The organism is Buttiauxella noackiae (assembly GCF_000737905.1).
In the GTDB taxonomy this organism is placed as follows: Bacteria; Pseudomonadota; Gammaproteobacteria; order Enterobacterales; family Enterobacteriaceae; genus Buttiauxella; species Buttiauxella noackiae.
Window position 1 is genome coordinate 1,200,873 of the sequence record NZ_JPRU01000002.1, and the last position, 17,497, is coordinate 1,218,369.

18 protein-coding genes are annotated in these 17,497 nt (G+C 50.0%); 8 read left to right on the forward strand and 10 right to left on the reverse strand.

Annotated features, from left to right (window positions below; all coding sequences use genetic code 11):
* Window positions 1–12 precede the first annotated feature (12 nt).
* On the forward strand, window positions 13–204 hold the full coding sequence (locus IX31_RS14000; protein WP_034459091.1) for a YpfN family protein: 192 nt from the start codon (window positions 13–15) through the stop codon (window positions 202–204).
* 100 nt (window positions 205–304) lie between these two features.
* A complete protein-coding gene (locus IX31_RS14005) occupies window positions 305–1,309 on the forward strand; it encodes an IS110 family RNA-guided transposase (protein ID WP_034455038.1) in 1,005 nt (334 codons plus the stop codon).
* A gap of 279 nt (window positions 1,310–1,588) precedes the next feature.
* On the opposite strand, the gene ypfH is transcribed toward IX31_RS14005, so the two are convergent.
* The 6 genes from ypfH to dapA all read right to left on the reverse strand — a co-directional run bounded on the left by ypfH (window position 1,589) and on the right by dapA (window position 8,284).
* A complete protein-coding gene (gene ypfH / locus IX31_RS14010; protein ID WP_034459094.1) occupies window positions 1,589–2,284 on the reverse strand; it encodes an esterase in 696 nt (231 codons plus the stop codon).
* A gap of 74 nt (window positions 2,285–2,358) precedes the next feature.
* On the reverse strand, window positions 2,359–4,383 hold the full coding sequence (locus IX31_RS14015; protein ID WP_051880725.1) for a tRNA(Met) cytidine acetyltransferase TmcA: 2,025 nt from the start codon (window positions 4,381–4,383) through the stop codon (window positions 2,359–2,361).
* Window positions 4,384–4,398: 15 nt separating this feature from the next.
* Window positions 4,399–5,274 carry a KPN_02809 family neutral zinc metallopeptidase gene (gene ypfJ, locus IX31_RS14020; RefSeq protein WP_034459100.1) on the reverse strand — a complete coding sequence of 292 codons (876 nt, stop codon included), beginning with the start codon at window positions 5,272–5,274 and terminating at the stop codon, window positions 4,399–4,401.
* Window positions 5,275–5,533: 259 nt separating this feature from the next.
* Entirely contained in the window at window positions 5,534–6,247 is a 714-nt protein-coding gene (gene purC, locus IX31_RS14025; protein WP_034459103.1) for a phosphoribosylaminoimidazolesuccinocarboxamide synthase, read from the reverse strand.
* 107 nt (window positions 6,248–6,354) lie between these two features.
* Window positions 6,355–7,389, reverse strand: a complete 1,035-nt coding sequence (gene bamC, locus IX31_RS14030) for an outer membrane protein assembly factor BamC (protein ID WP_034459106.1) — start codon at window positions 7,387–7,389, stop codon at window positions 6,355–6,357.
* A 16-nt stretch (window positions 7,390–7,405) separates the two neighbouring features.
* Window positions 7,406–8,284, reverse strand: coding sequence for a 4-hydroxy-tetrahydrodipicolinate synthase (dapA, locus tag IX31_RS14035; RefSeq protein ID WP_034459109.1), 879 nt, complete (start codon window positions 8,282–8,284; stop codon window positions 7,406–7,408).
* A 145-nt stretch (window positions 8,285–8,429) separates the two neighbouring features.
* Here dapA and IX31_RS14040 point away from each other — a divergent pair, with 145 nt between their 5' ends.
* Together IX31_RS14040 and bcp are read left to right on the forward strand one after the other, a co-directional pair.
* Window positions 8,430–8,987: a glycine cleavage system transcriptional repressor gene (locus IX31_RS14040; RefSeq protein ID WP_034459112.1), complete on the forward strand. Its 558-nt coding sequence runs from the start codon at window positions 8,430–8,432 to the stop codon at window positions 8,985–8,987.
* Window positions 8,988–9,001: 14 nt separating this feature from the next.
* Window positions 9,002–9,472: a thioredoxin-dependent thiol peroxidase gene (gene bcp, locus IX31_RS14045; protein WP_034459115.1), complete on the forward strand. Its 471-nt coding sequence runs from the start codon at window positions 9,002–9,004 to the stop codon at window positions 9,470–9,472.
* Between the two features lie 54 nt (window positions 9,473–9,526).
* Here bcp and IX31_RS14050 read toward each other — a convergent pair whose 3' ends face one another.
* Window positions 9,527–10,597: an AI-2E family transporter gene (locus IX31_RS14050; protein ID WP_034459118.1), complete on the reverse strand. Its 1,071-nt coding sequence runs from the start codon at window positions 10,595–10,597 to the stop codon at window positions 9,527–9,529.
* A 211-nt stretch (window positions 10,598–10,808) separates the two neighbouring features.
* Between IX31_RS14050 and bepA the strand changes: the two genes are divergently transcribed.
* Window positions 10,809–12,272, forward strand: a complete 1,464-nt coding sequence (bepA, locus tag IX31_RS14055; protein ID WP_034459122.1) for a beta-barrel assembly-enhancing protease — start codon at window positions 10,809–10,811, stop codon at window positions 12,270–12,272.
* An 11-nt stretch (window positions 12,273–12,283) separates the two neighbouring features.
* Window positions 12,284–12,640 carry an arsenate reductase (glutaredoxin) gene (gene arsC, locus IX31_RS14060; protein WP_034459123.1) on the forward strand — a complete coding sequence of 119 codons (357 nt, stop codon included), beginning with the start codon at window positions 12,284–12,286 and terminating at the stop codon, window positions 12,638–12,640.
* Between the two features lie 40 nt (window positions 12,641–12,680).
* Here the strand turns inward: arsC and IX31_RS14065 are convergent, their stop codons facing one another.
* The 3 genes from IX31_RS14065 to upp form a co-directional block, all read right to left on the reverse strand.
* On the reverse strand, window positions 12,681–13,382 hold the full coding sequence (locus IX31_RS14065) for a DnaA inactivator Hda (RefSeq protein ID WP_241767199.1): 702 nt from the start codon (window positions 13,380–13,382) through the stop codon (window positions 12,681–12,683).
* A gap of 99 nt (window positions 13,383–13,481) precedes the next feature.
* Window positions 13,482–14,768: a uracil permease gene (gene uraA, locus IX31_RS14070; protein ID WP_034459129.1), complete on the reverse strand. Its 1,287-nt coding sequence runs from the start codon at window positions 14,766–14,768 to the stop codon at window positions 13,482–13,484.
* An 84-nt stretch (window positions 14,769–14,852) separates the two neighbouring features.
* Window positions 14,853–15,479 (reverse strand): uracil phosphoribosyltransferase, encoded by a 627-nt coding sequence (gene upp / locus IX31_RS14075; protein WP_034459132.1) that lies wholly within the window; start codon window positions 15,477–15,479, stop codon window positions 14,853–14,855.
* A gap of 214 nt (window positions 15,480–15,693) precedes the next feature.
* On the opposite strand from upp, the gene purM reads away from it, so the two are divergent.
* Both purM and purN read left to right on the forward strand, forming a co-directional pair.
* Complete coding sequence (purM, locus tag IX31_RS14080) at window positions 15,694–16,731, forward strand: phosphoribosylformylglycinamidine cyclo-ligase (RefSeq protein ID WP_034459136.1); 1,038 nt, start codon at window positions 15,694–15,696, stop codon at window positions 16,729–16,731.
* A complete protein-coding gene (purN, locus tag IX31_RS14085) occupies window positions 16,731–17,372 on the forward strand; it encodes a phosphoribosylglycinamide formyltransferase (RefSeq protein ID WP_034459139.1) in 642 nt (213 codons plus the stop codon). The genes purM and purN overlap by 1 nt, the downstream gene beginning before the upstream one ends.
* Window positions 17,373–17,497: the final 125 nt, after the last annotated feature.

Sequence of the window (17,497 nt, forward strand, 5' to 3'; positions counted from 1 at the left end):
TGAGGTATTGGCATGGAATGGCTATCGCACTATTGGTGGATTATCGTATTGGTACTGCTTCTCGGCATTTTCCTTAATGTGATTAAGGATCTGAAGCGTATTGATCCGAAAAAATATATGGCGAATAAACCTGAGCTTCCTCCACATCGTGACTTTAACGATAAGTGGGATGACGAAGACGATTTCCCAAAGAAAAAGCCTTAATCTGGCAAAAAGCCACTCATGCGAGTGGCTAATGAGATGGTCCCCACCACCCTGTGAGCGGTACGCTGGCAGGGTGTTTTTCTTTCTGGAGAAGGCCATCATGCAAAACGTTACGCTTATTGGTATCGATCTCGGCAAACATTCCTTCCACGTTCACTGCCAGGATAAATCAGGCAAAGCATTACTGCGAAAAAAATTTACCCGCACCAAACTTATTGAATTTCTGGCTGGGTGTACATCCGCTACCGTTGTGATGGAAGCCTGCGCCGGCGCCCATTTTATGGCTCGCCGGATCGCTGATTTAGGCCATGAAGCAAAATTGATTTCTCCGCAGTTCGTTCGCCCTTTTGTTAAGAGCAACAAGAACGATTTTGTCGATGCAGAAGCCATATGCGAGGCGGCATCCCGTCCCTCCATGCGATTTGTGCAACCACGAACCGAAGCTCAACAGGCCATGCGGGCACTTCACAGGGTCAGGGAATCGCTGGTCAGAGATAAAGTCAAAACGACTAATCAGATGCATGCTTTTTTGCTGGAATTTGGCATCAGTATGCCGATCGGAGCCGCAGTGATAAAACGGCTCTCAACAGTCCTTGCAGATAACGAACTTCCTCCCTATCTGGCACAGCTGCTGATGCGCTTACATGCTCATTATCTTTATCTTGTCGAACAGATCACGGAGCTTGAAACAGCGCTGGAACAAGAGCTGAGTCGTGATGAAACAGGACAACGTCTTCAGACAATACCCGGTGTTGGGCCGATAACTGCCAGCGTTTTATCATCGCAACTGGGCGACGGTAAACAATATGGCTGTAGCCGGGATTTTGCGGCCTCAACCGGCCTGGTACCACGGCAGTACAGCACGGGCGGCAAAAATACGCTTTTAGGGATAAGTAAACGGGGAGACAAAAATCTGCGACGGTTACTTGTCCAGTGCGCCAGAGTCTTTATCCAGAAAATTGATTATCAGTCAGGCAAGCTGGCTGACTGGGTCAGGGCACAACTGGCAAGAAAACACTCCTGCGTAGTGTGTTGTGCTCTGGCCAACAAGCTGGCCCGGATAGCATGGGCAATCACAACCCGGCAGACCGTGTTCGAAAGGTAACGATGACGCCAGTCTGACTGGCAGGTTAATCGTTAATTAAGCAGTTCCCAATCTGGTTTTGCGAAGACTGATTATTGATGACATGAACGGCCTATCGGCCTGATGAAAACCTAACATAAAAAATGGCTCTCTGAAGCCGCGTGGCTTTTTAGGCTTATCAGGTGCGGAACTCATCAAGGCGCGGGCATCGATGCCCATAGTGACGCCGGATAGATTTAGGCAAGCCACCATAAGTCAAAAATCAGTGTTGCAAAAACGGTGGGGACCATAGATTTTTATTCAAATAAACTCAACGATATCATCATTTGGCTTGCCGCCGCTGAGCGCTTCATCGAAATAGTGCTTTGGCACAGTATAACGCAGATGATCAAGCGCAATCTGAATGCTGCGGTCATCAATCGCATGCCCCAAATCGTCAATCACATCCAGCGTCACATCACCACCCAGCTGCATTAACTGTTCGTGGGCATCAAAAGCATGCTTCACATCAATCACCTTATCAACATCACCATGAATCAAATGAATGGTGGTCGATGTTGATGCACTTTGCGGAAGTTGCGCATATCGGCCATTAAAAGCCACCACGCGCGAAGCCAGTTCTGACTGTGCTTTCACGCCCTCAAGCGCCATAATTGCACCTTGCGAGAAACCAATCAGTGCTGTGGCATTGGCAGGCACACCGCTGTGTTTTTGCCAGTCATGCACCACATCTATAAATGTTGGCATGATGGCATCAACCCGCGCCTGGCGGTTTTCATCCGTGACGCCCATAACGGAAAACCATTCACGGCCTTGATATGGGCCGCTGGGTGCCGGGCCACCAATGCTGACCACCAGAGCTTCCGGGAAATGTGGCGCAAACCAGCTACCAATTTCCCCCATTGCTACCGGGTTATCACCAACACCATGAAATAACAAAATCAGTTGCTTAGCCTGATTGGCTGGGCTTTGAACTACAAAATGGTCGTGTTTCATGGTGTTCTCCTTTAGTTTCTGGAGATGACTATACGCCGGGATTCCATGATGACCATACCGTTTGACTGAACGAGTTAGTGGAAAAATTGCAATTGCAAAAGCGTATTTTTCAGCTCAATGCACTGTTGCTCATCGAGTTTTTCCAACGCATTCTGCACTTCCTGCCGCATCACAATTAACAACGCTTTACGTCCGGAAATGCGTAATTGCTGGCAAAGTGCTTCCACACTGAGACGTTGTTGTACCCGGCCACGTAGCGCCTTAAGGGGTAATTCGCTGGTGAGCAACAAACGATTCAGAGAGCCCAGACACGCCTCCACAGGGCGATGCCCAAAGGCGAATCCAGCCAACTCAAGCCAGTCATCACTGTTTAGCTCAGCCTTTTCATGAGGAATAACAGGTAAGGATTGGTCAATCCACGGTTGCAGCCACCTGATATCGCGCTGTAGCCGCTGCTGTTCGTGGCCAGTCAAGGATTCCCCTCGCTCAGTTAGCGGCAATAACGCCATCGCCGTATAGCAGCCACTGCTGGCCTCCCGGTGACTACCTACACGCACCAACCTGAAGCCACAGCTTTCCCAAAAACGCCACAGCTCGTTGGTAAAACCAAAACTCACCGAAAGATAATCAGCAGCAAAATGTACGTGAGATTTCACTTTGGCAATCATCTGCTGGCCGATTTGCTGACGCTGGCGCAGTGGATGCACAGCAATACGACTGACACGTAAACCTTTAAGCGTTGCGGCTAATGGACTGCCGCCATGTGCCGCCAGCGACTGCGCCACTAAATTGCCACGTGGACGCCGAAACCCACCCCACACCGCCCAACTAAGATCCTCATTTAGCTCCCCCTCCTCCACAAGCCAGGTCGCCCCAATAGTTTCCCCATGACTGGTTGCAGCAATAAAGTGCTGCCCCGGAGCATCCAGCATCCGACGCCAGTCCAGTGGTGAAGTACGATAATGTGCGCCAGACAGTAAGCGGTACATCTGTTGTCGTTGCGGCGATGGTTGCAAGGCGCTTGCGCGTTCAATGACCTGCAAAGAAATCGTACCTTGCGGTGCTGTCGTTATATCGATTTCATCAAAGAGCAAAACAGCGTCGATTAGCTTTTCCAGCGGATCATTTGCAGCCCAACGGATAGGAGTTGAAAGGGTGTAGCGCGTCAGTGCGTCGAGACTGGCGCAGAACTTGAGTACAAACCCGCGCCCTGTTCCTTCGTAACCCTGAACTGTGGTTATCAGTAAAACCCGTGCGAAATGGGATATTAATCTACGTAACTGAGGCGCCGGGAGCGCGGCTGCCTCGTCAATAATTAGCCAGTCAGCCTGAAATGCGTCGGCGTTGGCAAGCAGCGCGTCAGGTGCAACAAAATTGAAACGATCGCCTGCATGCTCAGCGAGTACATCCGTCGCCGCTTTTCCGGGAGCAGTTACCAGCCCTTTGCCTGCAATCCTTTGCAATAACATCCCTGCCAGCGCAGATTTTCCGTGTCCTCTCGGTGCGGTAACCACCGCAACGCCCACAGGCATATTCAAAAGCTCATCCAGAATAGCGGCCTGCTCTGCAAAAGGTGCACCATTGGCTGCATGCCATTGTGGACGCGGCGAGAAATCAGAAATTTGCAGCGGCTGGTGCTGCCGCCAGAGCACGCATTCGCTATCAATGCGGATACAGTGCTGTAGATGAGCGATAAAATGCGGGGTTGGAATCGCTTCCGCCTGTTCACTCCAGCGGCTTGAATCGCAATCCGGCTGCATCGGCCAATTGTTCCACTCAGGGGCCAGCAGAACCAACCAACTACCCGCTTTAAGCGTTCCTGCCAGGGCTGCCAGCGCTTCAGCGTCAAGCCCTTCTCTCGCATCAAAAACCGCATGCAGAAACTCACGACCCAATAGAGTGCGCATTGCCGACGTTGCACAATGAAGCGGCAGTTCCGGTGCAGCCCCAACCCATAGCCAGTCACCGGGTAATTGCCGGTTAAGCGACTGTACTTGCTGACTACTCCAGGTTTTCTCACCCGCCATGATGATCATACGGCGAATACCAGCATCAGCCATACTGGCAGTTGCTTGCCTTAGCAGTTCCATGGCTTGCATCCTTGTCACATCTCGTTATTTGACGGTATTACCAAAGGTATTGCACTGCGCCGGGTCACCGCTATCGAAACCGCGTTTGAACCAGGTATAGCGCTGTTCTGAAGTACCATGGGTGAAGCTATCGGGAACAACACGTCCCTGGCCCTGTTGCTGCAGTTTATCATCGCCAATCGCTTCAGCTGCGTTCAACGCTTCCTGTAAATCTCCGGCATCCAATACTTCTTGTTTTTGCATGCTGTTGCCCCAAACACCCGCGAAGCAATCAGCCTGCAATTCCATTTTGACAGAAAGACGATTTCCCTCCGCCTCGCTTGCGCCCTGCTGAAGCTGGCGGACTTTCGGTTCAATCCCCAGCAATTTCTGCACGTGGTGGCCAACTTCATGGGCAATGACATACCCTTGCGCAAAATCGCCATCAGCGCCCAGTTTGCTTTTCATTTCATCGTAGAAAGAGAGATCGATATACACCGTGCTGTCAGCCGGGCAGTAAAATGGCCCCATGACTGATTGACCCGTGCCGCAACCAGTGCGGGTCGCACCACGATACATCACCAGTTTTGGTTGCTGATAAGTACGGCCCATTTTCTGGAAAATCTCTCCCCAGGTGTCTTCCGTTGTAGCCAGAATAACCGAGGTAAATTTAGCCGCGTCATCATCATTTGGGCTAATGGAACGCTGTGTAGATTGCTGTTGTGGAACAGGCTGACCACCCAGCATTGAGGTGAGATCGACACCATAATAGCTCGCCACAACTACCACTATTAATAAGATGATACCGCCTTTACCGCCGGGTAAGCGGAATCCACCTCCGCCGCCCCCGAAGCTTGGGCCAGAAGAGTTGCTTCGTCTATCTTCAACATTGTCGCTTTCGCGACGACCTTGCCAGCGCATAGTCGACCTCATTATTCACAACTTGTAATAAGTAGATCGTAGGTGGTTAATTCCAGGATTACCATAGGAAACAAGATGTGAAAAAGCCGGATGTAAAAACACATCCGGCTTTAAAAAAATTCCGCAGACTTTTTACCCTAAATAGTTCGAGTTGCAGCAAAGCGGCAGCGCAGTGAATCCCCAGAAACTTGTTTGATTAAGTGACTGGGGTGAGCGAGGAAAGACAACGCCACTGCGGCTCAAAGTATGACGGGCAAACTTAGTCTAATTGAACGCCAAGACGACGTGCGACCTCTTCATAAGCTTCAATCAGGCCACCCAGGCTCTGGCGGAAACGGTCTTTGTCCATCTTGTCGAGGGTTTCTTTGTCCCACAGGCGGCTACCGTCTGGGGAGAACTCATCACCCAGTACAACCTCGCCGTTGAACAAACCGAATTCCAGCTTGAAATCGACCAGGATCAGACCCGCATCATCAAACAGTTTGCTCAGAACATCGTTAGCTTTGTAGCTCAACTCACGCATACGAGCCAAATTCTCTTTGTTCACCCAACCAAAGGTTTCACAGTAAGATTCGTTGACCATCGGGTCATGCATCGCATCGTTTTTCAGGAACAGGTCAAACAACGGAGGATTTAGTTCAATGCCTTCTTCAATACCCAGGCGTTTAACCAATGAGCCCGCCGCACGGTTACGAATAACACACTCCACCGGCACCATATCCAGCTTCTTCACCAGCACTTCGTTGTCGGAGAGCAGAGCTTCCATTTGCGTAGGAATGCCCGCCTCTTCCAGTTTAGTCATAATGAAATGGTTGAACTTATTGTTCACCATGCCTTTACGATCAAACTGTTCAATACGAGCACCGTCTCCTGCTGAAGTATCATTGCGGAATTCGAGCACCAACAGATCCGGATTTTCCGTGCTGTATACGGTTTTCGCTTTGCCACGATACAACTCAGCTTGCTTTTGCATCTTTCTTACTCCAGGTGTGATTTAACTAAAAATTCCGCTATCTGTGTCTACGCACACGTTTGCGTAGCCTAACAGAAAAAAGGCCAGAGAGCTCTGGCCTTTAAATGTTACTTGCTGAATGCTGCCTGGAATGCAGCTACCAGAGCATCGTTCTGAGACTGCGTCAGCGTGTGACCTTTCGGATCGATGAACTGCAGACTACTGCGGTTATCGAGGTCGCCCACTTGCAGTTTATAGTCGCCACTGGACAGACCCGGGTCTTTTGCCCCTAAATCTTGCCATGCGCTATCAGACAATGGTTTGTAAGTTACAGCCATACTGCCAGTTGAACGCGTAGAGTCGGTGACTTTCATGCCCACTTTCTCAAGCGTTGCCGGTAAACGGTTCCATACGACGTTGAATGGGCCACGCACCACCAGCATTGGCAGGCCAGTGTCATCAGCGGCACTTTGAACATCAAGCTGCGTTGCTGCACGGCTTTCTTTGGCGTTTTGCAGATCGGTCTGGGTTTTATCCAGTGCCGCACTGATGCTGTTAAGCATTTCTGCACTATAACGTTGCATAGATGCCGCATCAGCAATTGGCTTGCCGGCCTGTTCGAGATTCAGCAGCTTAACCACCACAGCTTGTTGATAGCCTTGAGGTTTCACACTGATTTGATAGCGCCCACGGTACTGCTGATCTTCATCAGCACGGTTCCATTGGACCCAGTCAGTAGTCAGCGTTTGGCTTGCATCGTCACGTTTATCAATGCCGTAATTTTTCGCCTGAACAGCGCTTACGACCTGTGGCCACAGCGTTGCACTACGCGCACTTTCAACCATCAGAGTTGCGGTGTCCCCAGTAAACTGAGTACGTGCGCCACTGACCAATGCCAGAGGTTGAGCTGGCGGACGGATATCCAGCTGTTTGCCTACTGCGCCGCTGCCGTTGGTGACCGGAATATTGTATTCACCATTCTGCACCGGCAGGATCATCCCCGCCGGGGAGTGGATTTCCGCGAGGGGTGCTGCATCCAGATAGGATTCGTCACCACTAACCTGGCGCTTATAACGCTGGTCGGTGCTACATGCTGCTAACAGCATGGCTAACGAAACCACTGCAACTTTCGCCACCGTCGACTTCTGTACTGAGTAAGCCATCAAATCTCCCTAAACTTTACAGCAAACCGGCATGCTTGAGCGCGCTAACAATCACCGGACGACTAGCTTCAGTCAGTGGTGTCATTGGCAGGCGTAAGGTATCGGTTGCCACAAGTCCCAACTCCCTACATGCCCATTTGACTGGGATAGGGTTGGGTTCAACAAATAATTTATTGTGCAGCGGCATCAAACGTTCGTTGATAACGCGCGCTTGCGCATATTGCCCATTGGCGGCCAGTTTACACACTTCTGCCATTTCACGCGCGGCTACGTTTGCCGTCACAGAAATCACACCGTGGCCGCCCAATTGCATAAAGTCCAGCGCACTCGCGTCATCGCCGCTAACCAGGATAAAGTCATCTTCAACCAGCTCTTTGATCTGGTTTACTCGTGTTAAGTTCCCGGTAGCTTCTTTGATACCAATAATATTTTTAATCTTCGCCAAACGACCCACTGTTTCAGGCAGCATGTCGCAACCAGTACGAGATGGCACATTGTACAGCATCTGCGGCAGATCGGTGCTTCCAGCGATGGCTTTGAAGTGCTGATATAGCCCTTCCTGGGTTGGGCGGTTGTAATATGGCGTTACCGTCAGGCAGCCAACAATACCGCTGTTTTCGAAACGCTTTGTCAGCGAGATAGCTTCAGAGGTGGCATTAGCGCCAGTCCCTGCGATAACAGGAATACGGCCATCAGCCAGTTCCAGCGTCATCAGTACCACATCACCGTGCTCGTCATGGCTCAACGTAGCAGACTCTCCAGTAGTACCTACCGAGACAATCGCCGAGGTCCCGCTGGCGACATGGTAATCAATCAGTTTTTTCAGGCTTGACCGGCAGACATTACCTTTCTCATCCATCGGCGTCACAAGCGCGACAATACTTCCAGTGAACATTGGCCATCCTCTGTGCTAACAAGTGTCTCAATGGTACGTTTGGTGCAGGATCAAAAGCAAGTCACCAGGTGACGCTACACGGTTGTACGCAACTTTTTTTTATGCTTTCCTTATGATATCTCACCGATTCACAGGAAGAATACGTTTGACTCCCTCACCACACCATTATTTGGTCATTACGGCCCTTGGGGCGGATAGACCTGGTATTGTTAATACCATCACCCGCCATGTGAGCAGTTGCGGCTGTAATATTGAAGACAGTCGCCTCGCTATGCTCGGTGAAGAGTTCACGTTTATTATGCTGCTATCTGGCAGTTGGAATGCCATAACCTTGATTGAATCTACGCTACCGCTGAAAGGTGCCGAGTTAGATTTACTAATCGTTATGAAACGTACCACCGCGCAAGAGCGCCCGGCAATGCCAGCAACAGTCTGGGTGCAGGTAGAAGTGACCGATTCGCCTCATTTAATCGAACGCTTCACCCATCTGTTTGATGTTCATCACATGAATATTGCGGAATTGAGTTCACGCACCCAGCCGGCTCAGGATGGCAATCCACCTCAGCTGTATATACAGATTACAGCCCATAGTCCTGCTGGCAAAAATGCGAGCGTTATCGAAGATGAATTCAAGGCCCTCTGTACAGAACTAAAAGCACAAGGCAGTATTAACGTTGTGAATTATCCACAGCAAGATGATTAAGACGGAGAGTTGTAATGAGCCCACTGAAAGCCGGTGACAGTGCACCGAAATTTAGCTTGCCTGATCAAGACGGCGAGCAGATAAATTTAACCGACTTCCAGGGACAGCGCGTTCTGGTTTATTTTTATCCTAAAGCGATGACGCCAGGCTGCACCGTGCAAGCATGCGGTTTGCGCGACAACATGGATGCGTTGAAAAAAAGGGGTGTGGAAGTACTGGGTATCAGCACCGACAAGCCAGAGAAGCTTTCACGTTTTGCTGAAAAAGAGCTACTAAACTTCACCCTGCTTTCTGATGAAGACCATCAGGTCTGTGAGCAATTTGGGGTTTGGGGCGAGAAGTCATTTATGGGTAAAACCTACGATGGCATCCATCGCATCAGTTTCCTGCTCGATGGTGAAGGGAAAGTTGAAAAAGTGTTTGATGATTTCAAAACCAGCAACCATCACGACATTGTGGTGAACTGGCTGAAAGAAAACGCTTAATAGCTACGCTAAAAATATTAAAAAAGCCGACTTTATGTCGGCTTTTTACTTTCTCTAGTTTGGCTTATCGTCTATCAACACACTATCCGGCCAGGCATGCACCACCGCTTTAATCAGGGTAGCAAGTGGAATTGCGAAGAAGACTCCCCAGAACCCCCACAGACCGCCAAAAATAACAACCGACAAAATGATAACTAATGGATGCAGGTTAACCGCTTCGGAAAATAATACCGGCACCAACAGATTGCCGTCTAATGCCTGAATAATTAAATACACGGCGAACAGCGTCCAGAACTCCGGCCCCACTCCAAACTGGAATAACGCCACGCACACCACCGGGATTGTCACGACAAACGCGCCAATATATGGAATCAGCACAGAGAACCCGACCAATACCGCCAGCAGCAGAGAGTAATTCAGGCCAAAAATCACAAAACCAATATAGGTCACCACACCCACAACCAGCATTTCCAGAACTTTGCCGCGAATGTAGTTCGTAATTTGCTGATTCATCTCCAGCCAGACCTGACCCGCAAGCCCACGGTTTCGTGGTAAAACCCGGCGCACGGCATTAAGCATCTGTTCTTTGTCTTTGACGAGGAAGAACACCATCAGCGGCACTAACACCAGATAAATGGCCAGCGTTAACAGCCCAACTAATGAAGCCAGTGAATATTTCACCACTTGATCGCCCATCCCCATCATGCGCCCACGCATGTTCTCGGCGATGGCATCAATGATGCCTGCATCAACCAGTGCCGGGTAACGTCTTGGCAGAGTGGCAGCATAATCAGAGAGTTTATTCAGCATCCCCGGCATATCACGTATCAGATTGATACCCTGCTGCCAGGCAACTGGCGCAACTACCAGCACCATCAACAGCAAAATGCCGACAAACAGCACTAATACAATCGTTGCAGCCCAGGTTCGGGAACATCCAACACGCTGAAGCCGTGCGGTTGGCCACTCCAGTAAATAAGCCAGCACAATCGCCACCAACAGCGGCGCTAACAATCCGTGGAAGAAGAACAGAATAACAAATCCTGCAACCAGAATGACTAGCAGTGCGATAGCCTCCGGATCGCTAAACCGTCGTCGATACCACTGCAACAACATTTCAAGCATACATCCCTTCCCTGACAGTATTGTGCGAGGAGAGATTGTATCTAAATGTCACTGTAAAGACTTTGCTTTTTATCTCTGTTCAATGGCGGTTTAAAATTGTCACAGATAAGATAGGTCTCAGTCATGCGGTGGGCTACAGTTCATCTTTGTATGCGAACAAATTCACGTAATACATGTCGAAGATTAACTTTGATTAAACAGGACAGGACGTATGTTCAAGCAGTTGAAAAAATCGCTGGTTGCAACACTGATGGCAGCTTTGCTTGCGGGTCCAGTAACTCCAGCCTTTGCGGACGTTAGCGACCAACTGCCAGATATGGGAACTTCAGCAGGAAATACTCTGTCAATTGGCCAGGAAATGCAGATGGGCGACTATTATGTTCGCCAGCTGCGAGGCAGCGCCCCATTAATCAATGACCCTTTGCTCGTGCAGTACATCAACAAACTGGGTATGCGTCTGGTTAGCCATGCCAACTCAGTTAAAACCCCCTTCCATTTCTTTCTGATTAATAACGACGAAATCAACGCCTTTGCTTTCTTTGGTGGCAACGTGGTGCTGCACTCAGCGCTATTCCGTTATGCCGATAATGAAAGCCAACTTGCCTCGGTTATGGCGCACGAAATCTCTCACGTCACCCAACGTCACCTGGCGCGAGCCATGGAAGATCAGAAAAAAAATGCCCCACTAACCTGGGTGGGTGCGTTAGGTTCTATTTTACTGGCAATGGCCAGCCCACAAGCGGGTATGGCGGCGTTAAGCGGAACACTCGCCGGTACACAACAGGGCATGATCAGCTTCACGCAACAAAACGAGCAGGAAGCGGACCGCATCGGTATTCAGGTGTTACAGCGATCCGGTTTCGATCCACAAGCGATGCCAACCTTCCTTGAGAAACTGCTCGACCAATCGCGTTATTCATCTCGCCCACCTGAAATTTTGCTTACCCACCCATTGCCTGAAAGCCGTTTGGCAGATGCGCGCAACCGAGCCAACCAAATGCGACCGGTGGTGACGCAATCTTCAGAAGATTTTTACATGGCTAAAGCACGTACTTTAGGTATGTACAACTCCGGACGTAACCAACTAACCAGTGATTTACTGGATAGCTGGTCGAAGGGAAATATTCGCGAACAACACGCAGCGACATATGGTCGTGCGCTTCAGGCGATGGGCGGTAATAAATGGGATGAGGCCCGTAAGCTTTTACAACCATTGCTTACCGCACAACCTACAAATGCCTGGTATCTCGATTTATCTACCGATATTGACCTTGGGCAAAATAAATTTGCAGACGCTATCAATAGACTGAAAAACGCGCCTGATTTGAAACAGAACCCTGTGTTACAGCTTAACCTTGCCAACGCCTATGTTCAGGCAAAACAACCGGAGCAGGCGGCAGCAATTCTCAATCGTTATACCTTCGCTCACCCTGATGATAGCAACGCCTGGGATTTGTTAGCACAAACAGAGGCAGATTTAGGCAATCGTGATCAAGAGCTCGCTGCACGCGCTGAGGTTATGGCTCTCGTTGGACGCCTCGATCAGGCAATTTCTTTGCTCAGTAGCGCCAGCGCTCAGGTGAAATTGGGTAGCTTGCAGCAAGCGCGTTATGATGCGCGAATCGATCAGTTCCGCGATTTGCAAAAACGCTTCCTTCCGTATTCTAAGATGTAACAGGAGTTACGATGTCTACAGCCGTTTCTATTTATCACAATCCGCGCTGCTCTAAGAGCCGTGAAACGTTAAGCCTGCTAAAAGCGAATGGCGTAGAACCCGAAGTGGTGTTGTATCTGGAAACGCCTCCAGATGCTAAAACCATCAAAACGTTGTTGAGCCAATTAGGTTTTGCCAGCGCACGCGAGTTAATGCGTCAGAAAGAGGATTTATATAAAGAGTTAAATCTGGCAGACAGTGCGTTAAATGAAGATCAATTGATTAAGGCGATGGTCGATAATCCGAAGCTGATTGAGCGTCCAATCGTGTTGGCTAATGGCCAGGCCCGTATTGGCCGCCCGCCTGAGTCCGTGTTAGAGATTTTGTAGTGGTCATGGCGGATGCCGCGCTGCGTATCCGCCAAATAAATTAAAGTCCCAGAATCTCTTTAACAAACGGGATCGTCAGTTTACGTTGCGCCGTGATAGAAGCATGATCCAGCTGATCGAGCGTCATAAACAGCGTACGCATTTCGCGATCCAGACGTTTTAACAGGAAGCGGCCCACATCTTCTGGTAGTTCAAAACCACGCAGTCGTGAACGCAGTTGCAGGGCCTGAAGTTTGTCTTCATCGGAAAGCGGTTGCAGCTTATAAATTTGGCCCCAGTCAAGGCGCGATGCGAGGTCGGGAAGTTGCAAATTGAGCTGGCGCGGAGGACGATCGCCGGTAATCAACAGACGGGTTTTTCCTGATTCAAGAATGCGGTTATAGAGATTAAAAATCGCCATTTCCCACAGTTCGTCGCCCGCTACACATTCGATATTGTCGATACACACAAGCGAAAGCTGTTCCATACCGTCCAATACTTCCGGGACAAACCAAGTGCGCTTATCAAGCGGCACGTAGCCAACAGCTTCGCCACGTTGTGACAGTTCCGCACAGGCGGCATGCAGCAAATGGCTGCGCCCTCCTCCTTCTCGCGACCAGAAATAGATATATCCGCTGTGATCCTGACGGAGCACGGACTGGAGTGCGGCGAGTAAAGAAGGATTATCACCCGGCCAGAAACTCGCAAAAGTTTCGTCATCAGGCAAATAGAGTGGCAGTGATAGCTGTGCCGGCGTATTCAGAATTACCTCAACCATAACAGGCAGAAAAACGCAGAGAGTCTAACACAGAAATGAGGATCAATAGAACCGGGCGAACGCGCCGCCCGGCTTGAGGAAAAACTACGATTTTACGTCGTTTTCTTCAGCATCCAGCACCACTTCTTCCGGGCGCAGCACGCTGATAAGTTTGAAGATCAGACTCAGGCTCACACCAACGACTGTCGCCAGCGCCATACCTTTGAGCTCAGCCGCTCCAATGTGCACTTTTGCGCCACTCACACCGATAATCAGGATGACGGAGGTCAGAATCAAGTTTTGCGTTTTGTTGTAATCGACTTTTGATTCGATCAACACGCGAATACCGGATGCACCGATCACGCCATACAGCAGCAAGGAGACGCCACCAATCACCGGAACCGGGATAATCTGGATCGCCGCCGCCAGTTTGCCAACGCAAGAAAGCAGAATCGCCAGAATCGCCGCGCCACCAATAACCCATGTGGAATAGACACGGGTAATGGCCATAACGCCGATATTCTCACCATAAGTGGTATTTGGTGTCGAACCAAAGAAGCCGGAGAAAATCGTCGAAATACCGTTGGCGAACATTGAACGATGCAGGCCTGGGTCGCGAATCAAATCTTTCTTTACGATATTAGCCGTGACGACCAGGTGACCCACGTGTTCCGCAATCACTACCAGTGCTGCAGGCAAAATAGTAAAGATCGCAAACCACTCGAAACGCGGGGTGTAGAAGGTCGGCAGTGCGAACCAGTGCGCGTTAATAATTGGCGTCACATCGACCACGCCCATGGCGAAGGAGAGTGCATAACCCGCCAGAACACCGATAAGAATCGGGATAATCGCCAGGAAGCCACGGAACAAAACGGAACCAAAGATGGTTACCCCAAGCGTCACCAGCGAAATAATGATTGTGGTTGAGTCAGGAGAAGTGCCATCAGCAGGTAGAAGACCGGCCATATTTGCAGCCACACCCGCCAGTTCAAGACCGATAACGGCCACAATCGCGCCCATCGCCGCTGGAGGAAACATCACATCCAGCCAGCCAGTACCGGCTTTTTTAACAATCAGAGCCACAATACAGAACAACACGCCGCACATGATAAACCCGCCCAGCGCCACTTCATAACCCAGCGGCAGGAGCAGGAGCACTGGCGAAATAAACGCAAAGCTCGAACCGAGATACGCCGGGATTTTACCTTTACAGATAAAGAGATACAGCAGCGTCCCAATCCCGTTAAACAGCAGCACCGTCGCCGGGTTAATGTGGAACAAGATCGGCACCAGAACGGTGGCACCAAACATGGCGAACAGATGTTGCAGACTTAACGGTATCGTTTGCAACAAGGGTGGTCTTTCACTCACCCCAATGGCGCGGCGTGTCATGTTGTTTTCCTCAGAATATTATTTTTAGAACAAACGGATCGAACAAATCAAAAAAAAGCCGACTATCGAAGTCGGCTCATTTTATTATTTAGTACCAAATATCTTGTCGCCCGCATCGCCGAGCCCCGGAATAATGTATCCGTGCTCATTCAGACCCTGATCGATAGAAGCGGTGAACAGCTCTACGTCCGGGTGCGCTTTTTCCAGCGCTGCGATACCTTCTGGTGCTGCGACCAGAACCAATACTTTAATGCTGGTACAGCCAGCGTTTTTCAGCAGGTCGATGGTTGCGATCATAGAACCGCCGGTTGCCAGCATAGGGTCAACCACCAGCGCCATACGTTCTTCAATGTTAGAAACCAGTTTCTGGAAGTAAGGAACTGGCTCCAGGGTTTCTTCGTTACGGTAGATACCCACAACGCTGATACGCGCGCTTGGAACGTTTTCCAGCACACCTTCCATCATGCCCAGGCCTGCGCGCAGGATTGGCACAACGGTAATTTTCTTGCCTTTAATCTGATCGATCTCTACCGGGCCGTTCCAGCCTTCGATAGTGACTTTTTCAGTTTCCAGATCCGCCGTGGCTTCGTAAGTCAGCAAGCTGCCAACTTCTGAGGCGAGTTCACGAAAGCGTTTGGTACTAATGTCGTTCTCACGCATCAGGCCCAGCTTGTGTTTGACGAGTGGGTGTTTGACTTCCACGATCTTCATACTCTTTCTCCCCGAGATAGTTGGCCACCATAAAAAAAATCGCCGGATTATACCGCTTTTTTAACACCGCGCCACCGCTTCGAGATCAAGTTGGGTGAAATGAGTATAGATTGATAATAATTACATCCCTCTGAACAAGAGGCTCGCAAACGTTTGCCTGCACTGTTAGAATTGCGGCGTTTTTTATTTCTAACCCATCCGCGGGGACTAAGCAGTGACCGACAAAACCTCTCTTAGCTATAAAGATGCCGGTGTTGATATTGATGCTGGTAACGCTCTGGTCGATAAAATCAAAGGTGTAGTGAAAAAGACTCGCCGCCCGGAAGTCATGGGTGGGCTGGGTGGTTTCGGTGCGTTGTGCGCGTTACCTCAAAAGTATCGTGAGCCTGTGCTGGTTTCCGGCACCGACGGTGTGGGTACTAAATTACGTCTGGCGATGGATTTAAAGCGCCACGACACTATCGGCATTGATCTGGTTGCGATGTGTGTAAATGACCTGATTGTTCAGGGTGCTGAGCCGCTGTTTTTCCTTGATTATTATGCAACTGGCAAACTTGAAGTCGATACTGCTGCCAGCGTTATCACCGGTATTGCCGAAGGTTGTCTGCAATCTGGCTGTGCATTAGTTGGCGGTGAAACGGCTGAAATGCCGGGCATGTACCATGGCGAAGATTACGACGTTGCTGGCTTCTGTGTTGGCGTGGTTGAAAAATCTGAAATCATCGATGGCTCTAAAGTAACCGACGGCGATGTTTTGATTGCTCTGGCGTCTAGCGGACCGCATTCGAACGGTTATTCTCTGGTACGTAAAGTACTGGAAGTGAGCGGTACTGACCCTCTGACCACTGAGCTGGAAGGCAAACCGCTGGCCGATCATTTACTCGAACCGACGCGCATTTATGTGAAGCCGATTCTGGAATTGATTGAAAATGTTGACGTTCATGCGATTGCACACCTGACTGGCGGTGGTTTCTGGGAAAATATCCCACGCGTTCTACCAGACAACACGCAGGCTATTATTGCTGAATCTTCATGGCAGTGGCCTGCGGTATTCAACTGGTTGCAAAAAGCCGGGAATATCAGCCGTCACGAAATGTACCGCACCTTTAACTGCGGTGTCGGCATGCTGATTGCCCTGCCTGCGTCAGAAGCTGATAAAGCGATAGAATTTTTGAATGCAAAAGGTGAAAACGCCTGGAAAATCGGTAGTATCAAAGCTTCTGATTCCTCCGAACGCGTGGTTATTGAGTAATGAGACGTATAGTGGTGCTAATTTCCGGCAACGGAAGCAATCTTCAGGCAATTATTGATGCCTGTAAGCTTAAAAAGATTAATGCCACCGTGGCGGCTGTATTCAGTAATAAAAGCGATGCCTTTGGTCTTGAACGAGCGCGTGCTGCGGAAATTCCTGCTCACGCGTTAACGGCTAGCCAGTTCGCCGACCGTGCAGCGTTCGATCGCGAGCTAATGCTTGAGATCGATGCCTACGCGCCGGATTTGGTGGTGCTGGCGGGTTATATGCGCATTCTTAGCCCAGAGTTTGTCGGCCATTACGCAGGGCGACTGATCAATATCCACCCTTCTCTGCTGCCAAAATATCCTGGCCTGAATACTCATAGCCAGGTGTTGGAAAATGGCGACGAAGTGCATGGAACATCCGTGCATTTTGTCACTGAGGAGCTGGATGGCGGGCCGGTTATTCTTCAGGCCAAAGTACCGGTGTTTGAAGGTGATGACGAAGAAGACATTACCGCCCGCGTGCAGAATCAGGAACACGCTATTTATCCGTTAGTTGTCTCCTGGTTTATCGAAGGACGCCTGCAAATGCGTGAAAATAGCGCCTGGCTGGATGGCAACAAACTGCCACCGCAGGGCCATGCCGCAGACGAATAAAACTAAGGGGCTACGGCCCCTTTTTCACGCCTCCGCCCTACAACGCTAACTAAACTTCATCACGATTTGTCATACTTTACGGCCATCGTTGGACATTCCACGGCAAAGCTCGCCATAATGACAGA